This is a genomic window from Longimicrobium sp., assembly GCA_036389795.1.
Classification (GTDB): domain Bacteria; phylum Gemmatimonadota; class Gemmatimonadetes; order Longimicrobiales; family Longimicrobiaceae; genus Longimicrobium.
In genome coordinates this window covers 1-14,443 of the sequence record DASVWD010000198.1, presented here as the reverse complement: position 1 = coordinate 14,443, position 14,443 = coordinate 1, and the positions used below count along the sequence as shown (strand labels likewise).

Below are 14,443 nucleotides of genomic sequence, written 5' to 3'. Positions count from 1 at the left end.
TCAAGGCTCCAGAGGAGCGGGTTCTCCCTCCAGACGCATCTGAGACGCTGCTCAGGCCGCTCACCCCGAATTTCGCGTCTCGCTCTTCTTGAAAACCGTCGCAACTCCCAGTCGCGGAGGTTTTCACACGGTCTGGGCCCGGCCACACCGGAACCGGCATCCGCCCGGATGACGGCAGGGCCGAAGGATCTACTCGCCCTGGCAGGTGGGCGCGGTAGCGGCACGGATGCCCGCTTGCCCTCGTCCTTCCCCCGTTCGACCGGATTCGGTATGAGCCTGCGCGCCGCGGGCGCCGCGCGCAAGAGAAATCGGGCGCGGACCCGCCGGCCCGCGCCCGATTTCCTCTTGCCGACGTGCGTCTCAGCTTTCCGGGCAGCAGAACGCGTCGGTCGCGATGCAGCTCGGGTTGCAGGAGAGCGGACAGGTCTCCTCGCACGAGTAGTAGCAGGTGGGAGCGGCCGTGGCGCACGGCATGCCCGGACGCGACTCGTTCCCGTGCACGGTGCCGCGCTCGCCGTCGGAATCGGCGGCGGTCTCGAAGGTCTCGACCCGCAGGTCGTCCAGTTCCAGCTTGAGCTTCATGGGGGTGGCTCCCGGGAAAAGTGGTGGAGCGCTTCTCCGATCGATCAGTGGATCCGGCGCTCAGGAATCGCAGACGACGCAGCTGTTGCCGCACGTCTCCATCAGGTAGTGGCAGGTGGGGTTGCACGACAGCCCGCAGGTGCCCTCGCACGACCACTCGCAGGTGGGGTCGTAGGTGGCGACGCACGGGGCGCTGTTGCACACCTCCGTCTCGCACCCGGGCGAGGTCTGCTCCAGCGCGCGCACCGTCCCGCGCTCGCCGGAGTCCGCCGGGGTGGTCTCGAAGGCGTCCACGCGCAGGTCGTCGAGGTTCAGCTTCAGCTTCATCGGGAAGGATCTCCAGCATGGGTGGGGGAAAGAGCCCGCGCGCTTCGGCCGGAGGGTGTACCGGCGCGGAGTGACGAAAGCGTCGGGAGGTGAGTGGAGGGCGCGTGAATAGATGCGCGCGCCGGACCCCGGGCGCAAGGAAGCCGGGCGCGGGCCGGGCCGGCCCGCGCCCGCTCGTCAGCACACCGGGAAGGTGCAGGTGTCGCCGTACGTGCAGCCGGGCTGACAGGTCTCGCACGTCATCCCGCAGGTGTCGTCCCACGTGTGCGGGCATCCGTCCGGGCCCGACAGGCACCCCGACTGGGCGCAGGTCTCCAGGCACGTCGCCTCGTTCGCCCGCACGGTGCCGCGCTCCTTCGCCGCCGCCCTGGCGGTCGCGAAGGTCTCGACCCGCAGGTCGTCCAGCCTCAGCCTGAGCTTCATGGGATTTACTCCTGAGGAAGGTGGCGCGCTTCTCCGGAGAGGTTCCGTCGACGTGAGCGCACGCGCCGCCGTGACCCGGGTGGATCATCCGCGCGGTGGCGCGTAGGGGATGGACGATGGAATGGATGCGGGCGGCGGGGCGCGCGGTCAAGGAAACATCACGCCCCCATCGAGTGAGACCTCGCCCAAAGCCCTTCTCTCACGCGAGCAGCGATCGGCGGAGGTGTTCCTCTGCTACCTCTGCCGACTCTGCGTGAGACCTGTCGTTTCCGTGGATGGCGTGATCAGCAGCCGGCCAGCGGGACGCAGCCGATCTCCTTGAACTCGTGCGGCTCGATCTGGATGGTGAGGTGGCCCAGGCCGAAGCGGTCGTGCAGCACGCGGTGCAGCTCGGCCAGGATCTCGTCGGCCGGGGGGCGGGCGCCCGCCTCGCCCACCACCACGTGGCCGCTCATGGCGTCCATCCCGCTGGTAATGGTCCACACGTGCAGGTCGTGCACCCCCTCCACGCCGTCCACATCCAGCATCGCCTGCCGCACCACCTCCAGGTCGATGTGCTTGGGCGTGCCCTCCAGCAGCACCGCCACCGACTCCTTCATCAGGTGCCAGGCGCTGTAGACCACCAGCAGCCCGATGAGCGCCGACACCGCCGGGTCGGCCCAGTACCAGCCGTACGCCCAGATCAGCACGCCGCCCAGGATGGCGCCCACGCTCCCCAGCGCGTCGGTGAGCAGGTGCAGCCAGGCGCCGCGCACGTTCAGGCTCTCGTCCTTGCCGCCGTGCAGCAGCGCGATCCCCAGCAGGTTCACCACCAGGCCGCCGGCGGCGATCCAGAGCAGCAGGGCGCCTTTCACCGGCTCGGGCTCCCGCAGCCGCTGGTACGCCTCGAAGAAGATGTAGAGCGAGATGCCGATCAGCGTGGCCGCGTTGGCGAGCGCGGCCAGGATCTCGGTGCGGTAGTAGCCGAAGGTGCGCTGCGGCGTGGCGGGCCGCTGCGCGATCCAGATGGCGAAGAGCGAGAGCCCCAGCGCGCCCACGTCGGAGAGCATGTGCCCCGCGTCGGCCAGGAGCGCCAGCGAGTTCGCCATCACCCCGCCGACGAGCTCGGCCACCATGTAGGCCGCCGCCAGCACCAGCGTGACGGTCAGCCGCCGCCGGTTGCGCTCCCCCGCGGAGGCGTGCCCGTGGTGGCCATGGGAGTGGCCGTGCCCGTGGTGATGGTGGTGCCCTGCGCCCATGTGTGGTGAGATCGGAGCCTGGATCGCCGCCCTGCCGCGCGCCCCGCGATGCAAACAGGGTGCGCGACGGAGCGAATCTCCCGTTGAATCTAACGCAAGCCCGCGGAAGAGCGGCATCCTCCGGCGAGACGACGAAGGCCGGCGCCCGCAGTAGCGCCGGCCGCCGGATGCGCCGCCGGATTGGGCAAAACTGCTGATCTCACGCAGAGTCAGCGGAGTCAGCAGAGAAACCCCTCGGCTAACTCTGCCGACTCTGCGTGAGATCTGGTGTTGTTTCGGTCGCCGGGGTAGGCTCGGGCGGGGGCGGGCCCTTCCGGATGCCGCGCACCAGGAAGAAGATCCCCGCCAGCACCATCAGCAGGCTGAGCGTCTGCCCCATGGTGAGCGGCCCCAGCACGGTGCCCACCGGGTCGCCCGGACCGGTGAACTGCACGTCGGGCTGGCGGAAGAGCTCCAGGAAGGAGCGGATCGCCCCGTAGCAGACCAGGAAGAGCCCGCCGTACGCCCCGTCGCCCCAGCGCACGCCGCGGCGCCGGTGCCAGGAGTACACGGCCCAGAGGACGAGCCCGGTGAGCGCCCCCTCGCCCAGCGCCTCGTAGAGCTGCGAGGGGTGGCGCAGCGGCACCTGCTCCTTCACCGCGTCCCACGCCCCCAGCTGGTACGCCCGCTCGATCGCCCGCTCCTTCTCGCGCAGGCTCGCCGCCTGGATCCCCAGCAGCCGGAGCGCCTCGGGGTCGGTGGGGAAGCGCATGGCCCACGGCACGTCGGGGCCCGCCACCCGGCCGAACAGCTCGCCGTTGATGAAGTTGGCCACCCGCACGGCGAAGATGCCGGGCGTCACCCCCAGCGCCAGCGCGTCGCCCACGTTCAGGAAGGCCGTCTTCTGCCTGCGGGCGAAGTACCACCCGCCGGCCAGCGCGCCCAGCAGCCCCCCGTGGAACGACAGGCCGCCTTCCCAGATGCGGATGATCCGCAGCGGGTTGGCGGCGAAGCTGGCGAAGTCGTAGAAGAGGATGTAGCCGATGCGCCCGCCCAGGATCACCCCGATCACCAGCGCGAAGATCAGGTCGCCGACGGTGCCGGGGTCCACGCGGAAGAAGCCGGCGCGGGCCAGGCGGCGCAGGATCAGGTAGCCCACCCCGAACGCCACCAGGTACCCCAGCCCGTACCACCGCACGTCGAGCGGTCCGGGGAGGTCGAGGGCAACGGGGTCGATCCGCGGGAAGGGGATCTCGAGGAGGGCCGCGAGCGCGAGCATCGGCGGACGGACGCTCAGGTCCCGCGGCCCGGGGACTGCCGAAGGGCCGGCGTCACCGCGGCGGGGCGGCGGCGCCGGCGGCCGCGCGCGCCTCGCTCTCGGTGATGCGCAGCTGGATGATGCCGCGCTCCAGCGACCCCTCCTCGGTGGTGTCGAGGATGCGGCGGTACAGCTCCAGCGCCCCACGCCAGTCGCCCGCCTGCTCGCGCAGGAGCGCCGCCTGCTGCAAGGCCTCCTGCTTCTGGTAGCTCAGGTCGCTCTCGTCGGCCGCCTGGATGTAGGTGGCGATCGCCTGCGCGCGCTGGTTGGCGGCCGCCTGCGCCGCGCCCAGCAGGCTCTTCCCCTGGTACGAGAGCGGCCCGTCGCCGTCGGCCACCGGGCGAAGGGCCTGCATGGCCTGGTTCGCCTGGCCCCGCTTCAGGTACTCCTCGGCCATGCGCAGCCGCGCCGCGTCGGCCTCGGGGGTGCCGGAGTACTGCTTCGCGAAGCTGTCGAGCCGGCGCAGCGCCGCGGCCCCGGTGTCGGCCGCCATCGCCGACTGCAGCTGCAGGTAGTCGCGGGCGGCGCGGCCGGCGCGGGCGGAGCGGTCGAACTGGTAGTACAGGAAGGCGCCCACCACCACGAGGGCGACGGCCGCCGCGATCATGATGGTCGTCGCGTTCTTGCGCGCCCACGCCGCCATCTCGGCGGCGCGCATCATCATGGCGTCGTCGGGATCGACGGCGCGGCGGGTCTCACGGCGGGCGACGGAGGAAGCCATGCGTTCTGCCTGCGGTTGCGGCACGCGGCGCCGGGTGGCGCCGGAAACCTGTTGATCCGGGAAATACGAAGCGCGTGCGCACCCCGGGCGAAGGGGTGCGCACGAGCCTGTAAAACTATCGCCTGCAAGGGAGATGTGTCAACCGGAGCTACGGCTCGACGAGCCGCCCCCCGGTGTCATCTCGCGCGCGTGCGCCTGCCACGCGGCCATCTCTTTTCTTCCTGCACTATTGTCCAGACTGCCGCGCCCGCCTGCACCATCGCCGCAATCGCGGCAACCATTTCCCAAGTCATCCGTCCCCTCCGGTTTGGGTTACTGACCGAACACCCGTTACCGCTAGGAACCTTCAACCTTGGGATTAAGAGTCCCCTATCCTGCCATTTGCCATGTTGGCTACGACGCATGGCGGAGAAGCGCACATATCGAGCCGTTTCAAGCTAGCCCGCTATCTACGCCCAGGAGCTACGCGCCCCGCCCACCCCTCCCGCGTCCGCGCCGGCCTCCATCCTCTCTGCGGTCGTCCCGCCCGCGATCCTCGCGTCGGCCGCCGCGGCCCTCGGCTTCGTCCCTGGTCCCGGTGGGGTGGCACTCGACGCAGTTGCGGAAGTCGGTGATCCCTTCGTCCAGGTGCTCCTCGCGCACGCGCGCCGGGGCGTGCTCGTGGCAGCCGTAGCAGGTGTAGGTGCGGAAGCTCGGCATGTCCTGGTGGCACGTCCGGCAGGCGACCATCCCCCCGCCGCCGTGGTCCAGCGGGAAGGCGTGCTCGAAGTCGGCGTCCTCCCATCGCCCGGTATTATGGCAGGTGGCGCAGTCGGTGCCGAAATCGCCCCGGTGCGCGTCGTCGCCGCGGTGGCAGCCGGCGCACGTCTCCGGCGCGCCCGCGAACGCCGCGAAGGTCCGCACGCCCGTGTGGCAGGCGGCGCACCGCGTCCGCACGTGGCTGCCGGTGAGCCGGAAGCCGGCGGTGTCGTGCCGGAAGGCGGAGAAGCGGTCGCTCCCCTCGTGGCAGGCCCGGCAGGCCGTCCCCCAGTCCCGCACGTGGGTGGCGACGAACTCCGCCTGGTAGTCGCGGTGGCAGGATTCGCAGGTCGCCTCGGCGAAGCGGAACGTCTCGCGGCCGTGGCAGTCCGAGCAGGTGAAGGTCCGCCCGTCCGCGGTCTCCCGGTGAACGGCGAGCGCGAAGCCCAGCCGCTCGTGCGGGAAGCCCTCGCCGTCGAACTCGGTGAGGACGGCGCGCGGGCCCCGGTGCTCCACGTGGCAGAAGAGGCAGCGCTCCGCGTCCGGCAGGATGCCGTGCAGCTTCGTGGTGTCGCCCAGCTCCGCGCGGACCTCGCGGTGGCAGTCCAGGCAGCGGTCCGCCATCCGCCCGCCCCCGAACGGCGGCGCGTGGCAGGCGCCGCACGCCGGGACCTCCGCGTGCGAGGCCACGCCGCCCAGCCGCCCGCCCCCCGCGCGGCCGGCGTGCAGCCCCCCGGGGCTGAGGATGCCGCCGCCGGACGCGGCCCACGCCGCCAGCGCCCCGACCGCCGCCACGGCCGCCGCGCCGAGCGCCCAGCGCGTGAGGGACGAGGACGCGGGCACGGCCGGTCAGCGCAGCAGGGTGGCGTAGTACAGCGCCGCCACGACGTGCACGATGGCGAGCACGAACATGGCGGCCGCGACGGGGACGTGGAGCAGGTACCAGAACGAGAGGACCCGCCGGATGCCGCGCGGCTCCGCCGCCGCGGGCGAGGCGGCCAGCTTGGGCGCGGCGGTGTAGGCGAAGCGCCCCACGCAGCCGCTGGCGACGACGACCAGCACCAGCAGGGCGAGGACGCCGGCCAGGCCGCGGAACTCGAAGGCGGTGTGGAGGAGGACGAGGTAGGGGCCCACCAGGCCGGTGAAGACGTGCGCCTGCAGCCAGCGCCGCATCGGCCCCCACCCCTCGCGGTGCACGTTCTTGCGCCAGGTGTAGCCGGCTTCCGCGAAGAGCATCAGCAGGAAGCCGATGATCCCGAGTGTGTGGCCGAAGAGCCCGCTGGCCGGCGGGGGCCCGTCCAGCGCGAAGGGCACGTAGACGGCCGTGGCCAGGGCGATGAACCCCAGCGCCAGCCAGAGCTCAGTGGGCCGCCGCGCGGACGCCGTACCGTTCGTCATGGAAGGCCAGCAGGCGCTCGAGCGCCGCCTCGGGGCGGGCGACGCACTCGGCCCGGATCGGGGAGACGTCCACCCGGTCGGCCACCAGGCGGGCCAGCGGGTACGAGAGGGCCTGCGAGCCCATCACCAGCGCGCCGGCCACCGCGCGCTCGTCCAGCATCACCCGCACGCGGTCGACGCCGTGGCGGTCCTGCACCACCACGGCGGGCCCGCTGGCCGTCCACGACTCGCTCTGGCCGCGCGTCATCGTCACCATGTCGGGGTCCTTCCCGCCGCCCACCGCGCCGATCACCGTGGTCACCAGCCCGGCCAGGCGGGTGACGTTCATCGGCACCGCCTTGCGGTACGGCTCCGCCGCGCCGGCCAGGTTGAGCCCCGCCGCCCGCCCCATCGCCAGCGCCGAGCTCCACAGCGCGTCCAGCTCGGACCGGCCGGTGGCCGGGTCGCGCACCTGGGCCACGTCGCCCGCGGCGAAGACGTCCGCCGCGCCGGTCTCCAGCAGCTCGTTCACCACCACCCCGCGGTCCACGGGGATCCCCGCGTCCCGCGCCAGCTCCAGCCGGGGGCGGATGCCCACCGCCACGGCCAGCAGGTCGCACGGCACCCGCTCGCCCGCGGCGGTCTCGACGGCGATCAACTGCCCCCGCTTCCCCAGCGCCTGGCGCACCTCGGTGCGGCGGTGCAGGACGACGCCCTCGGCCTCCAGCCGCCCCTCCACGATCGCCGATTCGACGGGGTCGAGCACCTTGGACCAGTAGCGGTCGCCGCGCAGGAAGTAGTGGACGCGCACCCCGCGCGCGTGCAGCCCCTCCACGATCTCCAGCGCCGTGCTCCCGCCGCCCACCACCACGGCGCTCCGCCGCTTCTTCGCCAGCTGCAGCAGGCGGCGGGCCTGGTCCAGCCCGTCGAGCCGCAGCACGCCCTCCAGCTCGGCGCCGGGGAACTCCGGGGGGATGGAGACGGCGCCCGTGGCCAGCAGGAGGCGGTCGTAGGGGAGGGCGCGCCCGTCTTCCAGCGTCAGCCGGTGCGCGGCGGGGTCCAGCGCCGCGGCCCGGGCGTGGATGCGGGTGAGGCCGAGCGCGGCGACCTCGGCCGGGGTGCGCACGTACAGCTGGCGCTCGGGGACGGAGCCGGTGAGGAGGTACGCCAGGCCGGGGCGGGAGTAGAACGGGTGCGGCTCCTCGCCCACCAGCGTGATCTCGGCGGACGGGTCGCTCTCGCGGACGGCCTCGCACGCCGAGAGCCCGGCGATGCCGGTGCCGACCACCACGTAGCGCCGCATCACGCCGCGCCGCCGGGGCGGTGGAAGCTCAGCACCCCGCGCGGGCAGCGGGCCACGCACTCGCCGCAGAGGATGCAGTGGCTCTCCAGCACCGGCATCGCCCGGCGCGAGTAGCTCCGCACGTCGATCCCCACGGGGCAGTTGTACGAGCAGATCCCGCACTGCACGCAGCGCCCCGCCACCGACTCCACGTAGCTCCCGGCGAGCAGCCGCAGCCGCTCCGCGTCGGTCGGCAGCGGCCCGCGCTGGCCGGGCACGGTCCCGCTGCCGACGATGGTGACCACCTGGCCGGCGGCGTCTCTCCCTTCGCCCGGCCCGGGGAGCCGCGGGGCCGCGGCCGTTTCCGGCGCGGCCTCCGGCCGCGGGGCGGGAGCCGCCGGCCCGCGGCGCAGGAAGGGGATCATCGGCCGACGGCTTCCGAGTGGATCTGGACGGACGTGATCGGGATCAAAGCTACTCCGTGGTGTGCGGCGCCCCCGGGCGCTGCGGACTGCACGCCCGGGGTCTCCTCGCCGCTGCTGAACATCTGGTTTGGCAGGAGGGAGTCTACACGGATCGTGCCCGCGTGTTCGACGCCACGCGCGCGAAGCCCCTCCGGATCTTCCGGAGGGGCTTCGCGATCGGCGACGGCTCGGCTCCCGTCTACCGCGTCTTCGTGGTGTCGCGGTCGCGCCCCCCGCCCGAGCGGCCGCCGCCGGTCCCGCCCGAGCCGGAGCGGCCCTTCGACGCGCCCGTGTCCCTGTCCTCGCCGCCGCGCGCGCCCGGGGCGGCGGGGCCGGCGTCCTTCTCTTCCCCGGCCTCCTGCTCCGCCGCGCTGTCGGCCGACGTGCTGCGCTGGCCGCCGAACTCCTGCCCGCCGCGCCGCCCCTGGATGTCGCGGAAGCGCACCGGCGTCCCCGGGCGGATGCGGTCGGCCAGGAAGAGCGCGTCCCAGTTGGTCAGCCGCACGCACCCGGCCGAGGTGGCGTAGCCGATCGTCTCCGGCTTGTTGGTGCCGTGGATGCCGTAGTGCGGCGCCGAGAGCGCCATCCACACCATCCCCACGCGGTTGTTGGGGCCCGGCGGGATCCTCGCCTCGGGCTTGCTGTCGGGGACGTTGGCCAGGATCTGCGGCTGGAAGTGCCACCACGGCTTCTTGGTCACCCGCCGCACCGTGAACTGCCCGCTCGGCGAGGGGTCGTAGGTGGAGCCCAGCGTCGAGGGGAAGTGGTAGAGGATGCGCCCGGAAGCGTCCACCGCGTGCACGTAGCTGCCCTGGCCCGAGACGACGAGCTGCGCCACCTCGCCCTGCGCCCGCGCGCCCGGGTCGCGCACGTTGGGCACCCAGAGCGACTGCCCGGCCTGCAGGTTGTCGAGGTCCACGTTGGGGTTGAGCTTCTCCAGCAGCTCCGGGGTGGCGTGGAACAGCTCGCTCAGCTTCTCGGTGAGCGACTCGTAGCACGAGCAGTCCAGCTCGGCCTGCTCGTAGATGCTGTCGGGCATGGGGATGAACGGCCCCTTCACGTCCTCGGCGGTGAGCCGGTGCTGCACGGCCAGCTGCCGCGGCCGGCCGGCCGCCTCCACCAGGCGGTTGAAGGTGAGCGAGTCCACCCGCCCCGTGGTGCGCAGCCCCTCGCGCTGCTGGAAGAAGTACACGGCCTTCACCGTGTTCTTCCCCCAGCGCCCGTCCATGATGCCGGGCGAGAAGAGCGCGCGGTCCAGCAGGATCTGCACGCGCAGCACCGACGGCCCCGCCACGTCGCCCGACAGCGGCAGGAAGATCGGCGTGCGGTTGACCTGCTGCGGCGAGATCTGCTCCCACTTCTCGGGGTTCGGCGCCGCCGGCGCTCCACCGGTGGTGTCGAGCGAGACCACCGCGGTCCAGTCGCTGTCCAGCCGCCCCCGCTCCAGCTCCTCGGGGGTGAGCCCCACCTCGTCCGCGTACGCGAGGTCGGCCACCGAGTCGGGCGTCGCGGCCACGGCCACCCCGCGCTCGGGCCGCTCGTCGCCCCTGTTCTTGTCCACGGTGCACCCGGCGGCCAGGAAGAACCCGGTGAGCCCCGCGATCACGATCTTCTTCATCGTCAACTCTCTCTTGCGCTTAGCGTACCGCCCGGGGCGGGCGGGCGCCGCACCGAAGGCAGGAATCGGGCCGGAGGGGGAAAAGGATGAGGGGGGAGGTGCTACGGGATCGGGGAGCATGGGTAGCCCTGTCCGAAGGCGGCTGAAGCCGCGGCGACAACTGCAGCAAGCCTCGCCAGCCGGGTTCGCCGCGGGGGCAGGTCCGGAGCGGGCGAGGCTTCAACTGCGAACGGAAAAAGCAGAAGGTGCGAGAGGCGCAGACCACTCTCTCGCACCTTCTCGTATGTTGGCTCAGGGGTTCATTCCGATGTTAATCTTCACTGTGATTCGACCCCTAAATGGAGAAGTGTCTCGTGATCATCACGCTTGATCCGTCCGAGGAGTTGGAGCGCGAATTGGTGACGGAGGCTGCGCGGCTTCGGCTGTCCCTCGCCGAGTACGTCCTCCGTGTGCTCTCGGGCAACCGCATCGCTGTTGCTGGGAGCAACATGCCGTTGACGGGGCCCGAGCTGGTGGCGTTCTGGATGCGTGAGGGGGTCGTGTGTAGCCGGACCGATTCCACCGAATCGGCCGAACACGTCCGCGCACTTCGCGAGAGGGCGGAACGCCGGTCCTGAGGGGTGTGCAGGCTAAAAGCAGAAGGTGCGAGAGCCCAGGCCGCGCTCTCGCACCTTCTCGTCTGTCGGTAACCGGACCGGACTACGATCCCGCCGCGGCGCTGTCCGGCTTAACGGGCGCCGGGGCAGGGGCGGGGGCCGGCGCGGGCGTGGGTGTCGCCGGCGCCGGAGTCGGAGCAGGGTTCGCAGCGGGCGCGGCCGGCTTCGGTGCCGGCGGCGTCTCGCGCTTCGCGGAGTCGGGCTGCGCGGGCGCCCGCGAGGTGTCGCGCGGGGCGGCGGCCGTGGTGTCGCGGGCGCTGTCGGCGCGCACGCCCAGGACGCGCGGCCCGGCGGGCGCGCTCGGGGCGGCAGCCTGCGCGGCGCGGGCGGGCGCCTGCGGACGCGTGCGGGTGCCGCGGAACTGCACCGGCGTGCCCATCGGGATGCGCCTGCTCAGGAACGTCACGTCCCAGTTGGTGAGCCGCACGCACCCGGCCGACTGCGCGTAGCCGATCGTCTCCGGGCTCTTGGTGCCGTGGATCCCGTAGTGCGGCGCCGACAGCGTCATCCACACCCGCCCCACCGCGTTGTTCGGCCCCGGCGGGATCATGGCCTCGGGCTTCCAGTCGTCCACGTGCGCCAGGAGCCGCGGCTGGTAGCGCCACCACGGGTTCGGGTGCACCTCCAGCACCGTGAAGTCGCCCTCGGGCGAGGGGTCGAAGGTCGATCCCAGCGTGGCCGCGAAGTGGTACAGGATGCGCCCGCCCGCGTCCAGCGCCTGCACGTAGTTGTCGGTCCCCGACACCACCAGCGCGGCCACCTGCCCCGCGGGCGGGGCGTTGGGGTCGCGCACGTTCAGCACGTTGAGCTGGTCGCCCGCTTTCAGCCGGTCCAGGTTCACGCCGGGGTTCAGCTTCTGGAGCAGCTCCACGCGCACGTGGAAGAGCTCGGTGAGCTTCTCGGAGAGCGATTCGTAGCACGAGCAGTCCAGCCGCGCGTGCTCGTAGATGTTCCCCGGGATCGAGACGAACGGCCCCCGCACGTCGTCGGCGGTGAGCGTGTGGCGGCGGACGAGCTCCGTGGGGCTGCCGGCCAGCTCCGAGAGCCGCGCGTAGGTGGCCTCGTCGACCACGCCGGTGGCGGGGAGCCCCTCGCGCGCCTGCAGCCAGTAGACGGCGTTGGTGGTGTTCTTCCCCCAGCGCCCGTCGATCATCGCGGGCGAGAAAGCCGCGCGGTCCAGCAGCACCTGCACCCGCAGCACCGACGGCCCCGCGTGCCCGCGCCCCACCGGGAGCGTGAGCGGGCCCAGGTTCACGGCCTGGGGCGAGATGTGCTCCCACTTCTCGCCGTTGGCCGCCAGCGCCCGCGCGTTGGCCGGCAGCGGCGCGGGGTTGGCCGCCGGGCGCACGGCCGGCCGCCGGGCCACGGGGGCCGCGGCCGGGCGCGCCGGGGCGGGCGCGGGCCGGCGCGAGGCGGGCGGCCGGGCGCGCGCGGCCGGCAGCGTGGTGAGCGTCGGGCGCGTCGCCGCGGCCGCGGGGGCCTGGGCGGCGGCTTCGCGAGGGGACGCCGGCAGGGAGAGGATACACGCCAGCGTCAGCGCCGCGGGCACGGCACGTCGTGGGTCGGTCATCGTCGTTGCAGGAGAGATTGCGGGGATGGTGCTGCTACGGGATGCTGGATGGGGAGGTCCGGCGGCGCACAAGATAGCGACTCCCGTCTCGGAAGGAAACAGTTTCGTGCACCCGGACCGGACGGCTGGATTGTACGCCGTCGCTCCCCGGGAGTTTCCAGGGCGTCCCGAGCGCCCATCGATGGAGGGTGAAGGCCACCCGCCCCACCTCATCATGGGAGGAGATCAGTTGACAAGTTTGGCGAAAATGGCAGATTTAGCTAATCTGCGAGCAGCATCCGAATCAGGGGAGGGGAGTATGAAAAAAGAGCCGAGAGCCCGGGGGGTGAACCGACTCTCCCAGACGACCGAGCGCACCGGGGTGGTGTCCGTTACGGCGACGGAGGCCCAGAACGAGTTCGGTCGCATTCTCGACACCGTGGCGCAGGATCGCCTCGTCATCATCACTCGGCACAACACCCCGCGGGCGGTGCTCATGTCGCTGGACAGGTTCGACGCGCTCTCACGAGCCGGAGAAGCCGTGCTTGACAGGCTCACCGGCGAATTCGACGCTTTGCTGGAGCGCATGCAAACGCCCGAAGCTCGTGCGGGTGTCAGGCGGGCGTTCGGGGCATCCCCGGATGAACTCGGCCGGGCGGCGGTAGCGGCCGCCGAGCGCCGCAGTGACGGATGACCGGGATTTTCGGCCGGCAATCCACGTGCTCGCCGGGACGAACGGAGCCGGAAAGAGCAGCGTGGCCGGTGCCGCCGTCAGGCAGAGCGGCGCCGACTACTTCAACCCGGACGAGGCCGCCCGCCGGATTCTCGCGGCGAAGCCGGGAATCACGCTCGAGGAAGCGAACAGCGAGGCGTGGTTCCAGGGAAAGCGCCTGCTGGAGCGTGCCGTGGCCGAGCGGTTGGACTTCGCCTTCGAGACGACGCTGGGCGGCGATACGATCCCGGGGCTGCTCGAAGCGGCACTGGAGGCCGAGATCGAGGTTCGGATGTGGTACGTGGGCCTCGAGAGCCCGGAACTGCACATCGCCCGCGTTCGTGCTCGGGTCGCGGAAGGTGGTCACGATATCCCCGAGACGAAGATCCGTGAGCGCTACGACCGCAGCCGGCTCAACCTGATTCGTCTGCTCCCAAGGCTGACCGAGCTTCTCGTCTACGACAACAGTGAAGAGGCCAATCCAGCCCTCGGAATGGCACCCCGGCCGAGACTCGTCCTGCACATGATCCGCGGCGCCATTGTTGACGTGTGCGATCTGGAGGATGTCCCTCGATGGGCCAAGCCGATCGTGATCGCGGCGATCCGCCTCACGCCTGAGTCCCGAGGCGCTTTCCCATGCCCGTGAGACCCGGGGCGGACGTTGCGTGAAGCGATGACGAGCAGATAACTTCGAGGCTGTTTGGAGGGATGGCAGAGCGGTTGATTGCACCGGTCTTGAAAACCGGAGGGTCGCGAGACCTCGTGGGTTCGAATCCCACTCCCTCCGCTCCTCGCCTTCGAACGCGCCCCGCGGCCGCCGCCGCCGGGCGCGTTCCGTTTTCTCGCGAGCGGCGAGCATCACGCGCTGGAGGCATCGCCCTGGTTCGGAACGGGATCGGACTCGTCTCATACCAGCTTGCAGAGGATCGTTCGGGACCGAGATCCATGACGGAATGTCTCACACGGAGGAAACGGAGTTAACGGAGAACTGCGGGGGCTCTCCGTTGACTCCGTTGACTCCGTGTGAGGCTTTTCGCCGTTCGGATCAGGATCCATCCAGAACTCTCCCTGGAAATCGGTGAGGTTTTCAGGACCTGTCTCTCGCCTGCCGGAGGGACAAAGTGAGACGCCGGGCGGGGGGGAAATGGCCCGGGCCGTGCAGCCCTTCCGCGTGGGCGGCCCTCCCGGCCGCAGGGTCCCGATTCCCCGCTCCCGCGTCCCCGATGCGCACGCCGCGACGCTGGCTCTGGATGGTGCTCGGCGCCCTGGCCGCGGCGGGGTGCGGCGGCCGGGCGGAGGCGCCCCCGCCGTGCCCGGCGCCCCGGGTCGCGCAGGAGGGGTGGCGGGCCGTCGAGCGCTACCCCCTCTCCTTCCGCCTCCCGCCGGGGTTCCGCGAGCTGGACGCGGTCTCGACCGACCAGTGGAGCCGCCGCTACGAGGCGGCCGAAGGGCCCGCGTA

General features: G+C 71.9%; 16 protein-coding genes and 1 tRNA gene. 5 read left to right on the top strand and 12 right to left on the bottom strand.

The window, feature by feature from the left end:
* Positions 1 to 360: 360 nt before the first annotated feature.
* The 11 genes from VF746_23935 to VF746_23885 all read right to left on the bottom strand — a co-directional run bounded on the left by VF746_23935 (position 361) and on the right by VF746_23885 (position 10,067).
* Positions 361 to 582, bottom strand: a complete 222-nt coding sequence (locus VF746_23935; GenBank protein HEX8695484.1) for a pinensin family lanthipeptide — start codon at positions 580 to 582, stop codon at positions 361 to 363.
* Positions 583 to 642: 60 nt separating this feature from the next.
* A complete protein-coding gene (locus VF746_23930) occupies positions 643 to 909 on the bottom strand; it encodes a hypothetical protein (GenBank protein ID HEX8695483.1) in 267 nt (88 codons plus the stop codon).
* 177 nt (positions 910 to 1,086) lie between these two features.
* Entirely contained in the window at positions 1,087 to 1,332 is a 246-nt protein-coding gene (locus VF746_23925) for a hypothetical protein (GenBank protein HEX8695482.1), read from the bottom strand.
* Between the two features lie 284 nt (positions 1,333 to 1,616).
* Positions 1,617 to 2,570, bottom strand: a complete 954-nt coding sequence (locus VF746_23920) for a cation diffusion facilitator family transporter (protein HEX8695481.1) — start codon at positions 2,568 to 2,570, stop codon at positions 1,617 to 1,619.
* Positions 2,571 to 2,808: 238 nt separating this feature from the next.
* Positions 2,809 to 3,828, bottom strand: coding sequence for a prolipoprotein diacylglyceryl transferase (gene lgt, locus VF746_23915; protein ID HEX8695480.1), 1,020 nt, complete (start codon positions 3,826 to 3,828; stop codon positions 2,809 to 2,811).
* A gap of 52 nt (positions 3,829 to 3,880) precedes the next feature.
* Positions 3,881 to 4,588 (bottom strand): tetratricopeptide repeat protein, encoded by a 708-nt coding sequence (locus VF746_23910; GenBank protein HEX8695479.1) that lies wholly within the window; start codon positions 4,586 to 4,588, stop codon positions 3,881 to 3,883.
* A gap of 462 nt (positions 4,589 to 5,050) precedes the next feature.
* On the bottom strand, positions 5,051 to 6,169 hold the full coding sequence (locus tag VF746_23905) for a hypothetical protein (protein HEX8695478.1): 1,119 nt from the start codon (positions 6,167 to 6,169) through the stop codon (positions 5,051 to 5,053).
* 6 nt (positions 6,170 to 6,175) lie between these two features.
* Positions 6,176 to 6,724: a hypothetical protein gene (locus VF746_23900; GenBank protein HEX8695477.1), complete on the bottom strand. Its 549-nt coding sequence runs from the start codon at positions 6,722 to 6,724 to the stop codon at positions 6,176 to 6,178.
* Positions 6,687 to 8,006: an FAD-dependent oxidoreductase gene (locus VF746_23895; GenBank protein ID HEX8695476.1), complete on the bottom strand. Its 1,320-nt coding sequence runs from the start codon at positions 8,004 to 8,006 to the stop codon at positions 6,687 to 6,689. Before VF746_23895 ends, VF746_23900 begins: the two co-directional genes overlap by 38 nt.
* The gene (locus VF746_23890) at positions 8,006 to 8,410 is read right to left on the bottom strand and encodes a 4Fe-4S dicluster domain-containing protein (protein ID HEX8695475.1); all 405 of its coding nucleotides are present in this window, start codon (positions 8,408 to 8,410) and stop codon (positions 8,006 to 8,008) included. Before VF746_23890 ends, VF746_23895 begins: the two co-directional genes overlap by 1 nt.
* A 238-nt stretch (positions 8,411 to 8,648) precedes the next feature.
* Positions 8,649 to 10,067: a L,D-transpeptidase family protein gene (locus VF746_23885; GenBank protein HEX8695474.1), complete on the bottom strand. Its 1,419-nt coding sequence runs from the start codon at positions 10,065 to 10,067 to the stop codon at positions 8,649 to 8,651.
* Between the two features lie 353 nt (positions 10,068 to 10,420).
* Here VF746_23885 and VF746_23880 point away from each other — a divergent pair, with 353 nt between their 5' ends.
* Complete coding sequence (locus tag VF746_23880) at positions 10,421 to 10,684, top strand: hypothetical protein (GenBank protein HEX8695473.1); 264 nt, start codon at positions 10,421 to 10,423, stop codon at positions 10,682 to 10,684.
* Between the two features lie 82 nt (positions 10,685 to 10,766).
* Here the strand turns inward: VF746_23880 and VF746_23875 are convergent, their stop codons facing one another.
* Positions 10,767 to 12,293, bottom strand: a complete 1,527-nt coding sequence (locus tag VF746_23875; GenBank protein ID HEX8695472.1) for a L,D-transpeptidase family protein — start codon at positions 12,291 to 12,293, stop codon at positions 10,767 to 10,769.
* A gap of 325 nt (positions 12,294 to 12,618) precedes the next feature.
* On the opposite strand from VF746_23875, the gene VF746_23870 reads away from it, so the two are divergent.
* The 4 genes from VF746_23870 to VF746_23855 form a co-directional block, all read left to right on the top strand.
* Complete coding sequence (locus VF746_23870; GenBank protein ID HEX8695471.1) at positions 12,619 to 12,966, top strand: type II toxin-antitoxin system prevent-host-death family antitoxin; 348 nt, start codon at positions 12,619 to 12,621, stop codon at positions 12,964 to 12,966.
* Entirely contained in the window at positions 12,956 to 13,630 is a 675-nt protein-coding gene (locus VF746_23865) for a zeta toxin family protein (protein HEX8695470.1), read from the top strand. The genes VF746_23870 and VF746_23865 overlap by 11 nt, the downstream gene beginning before the upstream one ends.
* Before the next feature lie 56 nt (positions 13,631 to 13,686).
* Positions 13,687 to 13,771, top strand: a tRNA-Ser gene (locus VF746_23860).
* A gap of 436 nt (positions 13,772 to 14,207) precedes the next feature.
* Positions 14,208 to 14,443: hypothetical protein (locus VF746_23855; protein HEX8695469.1), on the top strand; the 236-nt coding region annotated here is incomplete at its 3' end.

Coding starts and splice junctions, on each gene's coding strand:
- VF746_23935 (HEX8695484.1), bottom strand. CDS start 582: ATGAAGCTCAAGCTGGAACTGGACGACCTGCGGGTCGAGACCTTCGAG.
- VF746_23930 (HEX8695483.1), bottom strand. CDS start 909: ATGAAGCTGAAGCTGAACCTCGACGACCTGCGCGTGGACGCCTTCGAG.
- VF746_23925 (HEX8695482.1), bottom strand. CDS start 1,332: ATGAAGCTCAGGCTGAGGCTGGACGACCTGCGGGTCGAGACCTTCGCG.
- VF746_23920 (HEX8695481.1), bottom strand. CDS start 2,570: ATGGGCGCAGGGCACCACCATCACCACGGGCACGGCCACTCCCATGGC.
- lgt (HEX8695480.1), bottom strand. CDS start 3,828: ATGCTCGCGCTCGCGGCCCTCCTCGAGATCCCCTTCCCGCGGATCGAC.
- VF746_23910 (HEX8695479.1), bottom strand. CDS start 4,588: ATGGCTTCCTCCGTCGCCCGCCGTGAGACCCGCCGCGCCGTCGATCCC.
- VF746_23900 (HEX8695477.1), bottom strand. CDS start 6,724: ATGACGAACGGTACGGCGTCCGCGCGGCGGCCCACTGAGCTCTGGCTG.
- VF746_23895 (HEX8695476.1), bottom strand. CDS start 8,006: ATGCGGCGCTACGTGGTGGTCGGCACCGGCATCGCCGGGCTCTCGGCG.
- VF746_23890 (HEX8695475.1), bottom strand. CDS start 8,410: ATGATCCCCTTCCTGCGCCGCGGGCCGGCGGCTCCCGCCCCGCGGCCG.
- VF746_23885 (HEX8695474.1), bottom strand. CDS start 10,067: ATGAAGAAGATCGTGATCGCGGGGCTCACCGGGTTCTTCCTGGCCGCC.
- VF746_23875 (HEX8695472.1), bottom strand. CDS start 12,293: ATGACCGACCCACGACGTGCCGTGCCCGCGGCGCTGACGCTGGCGTGT.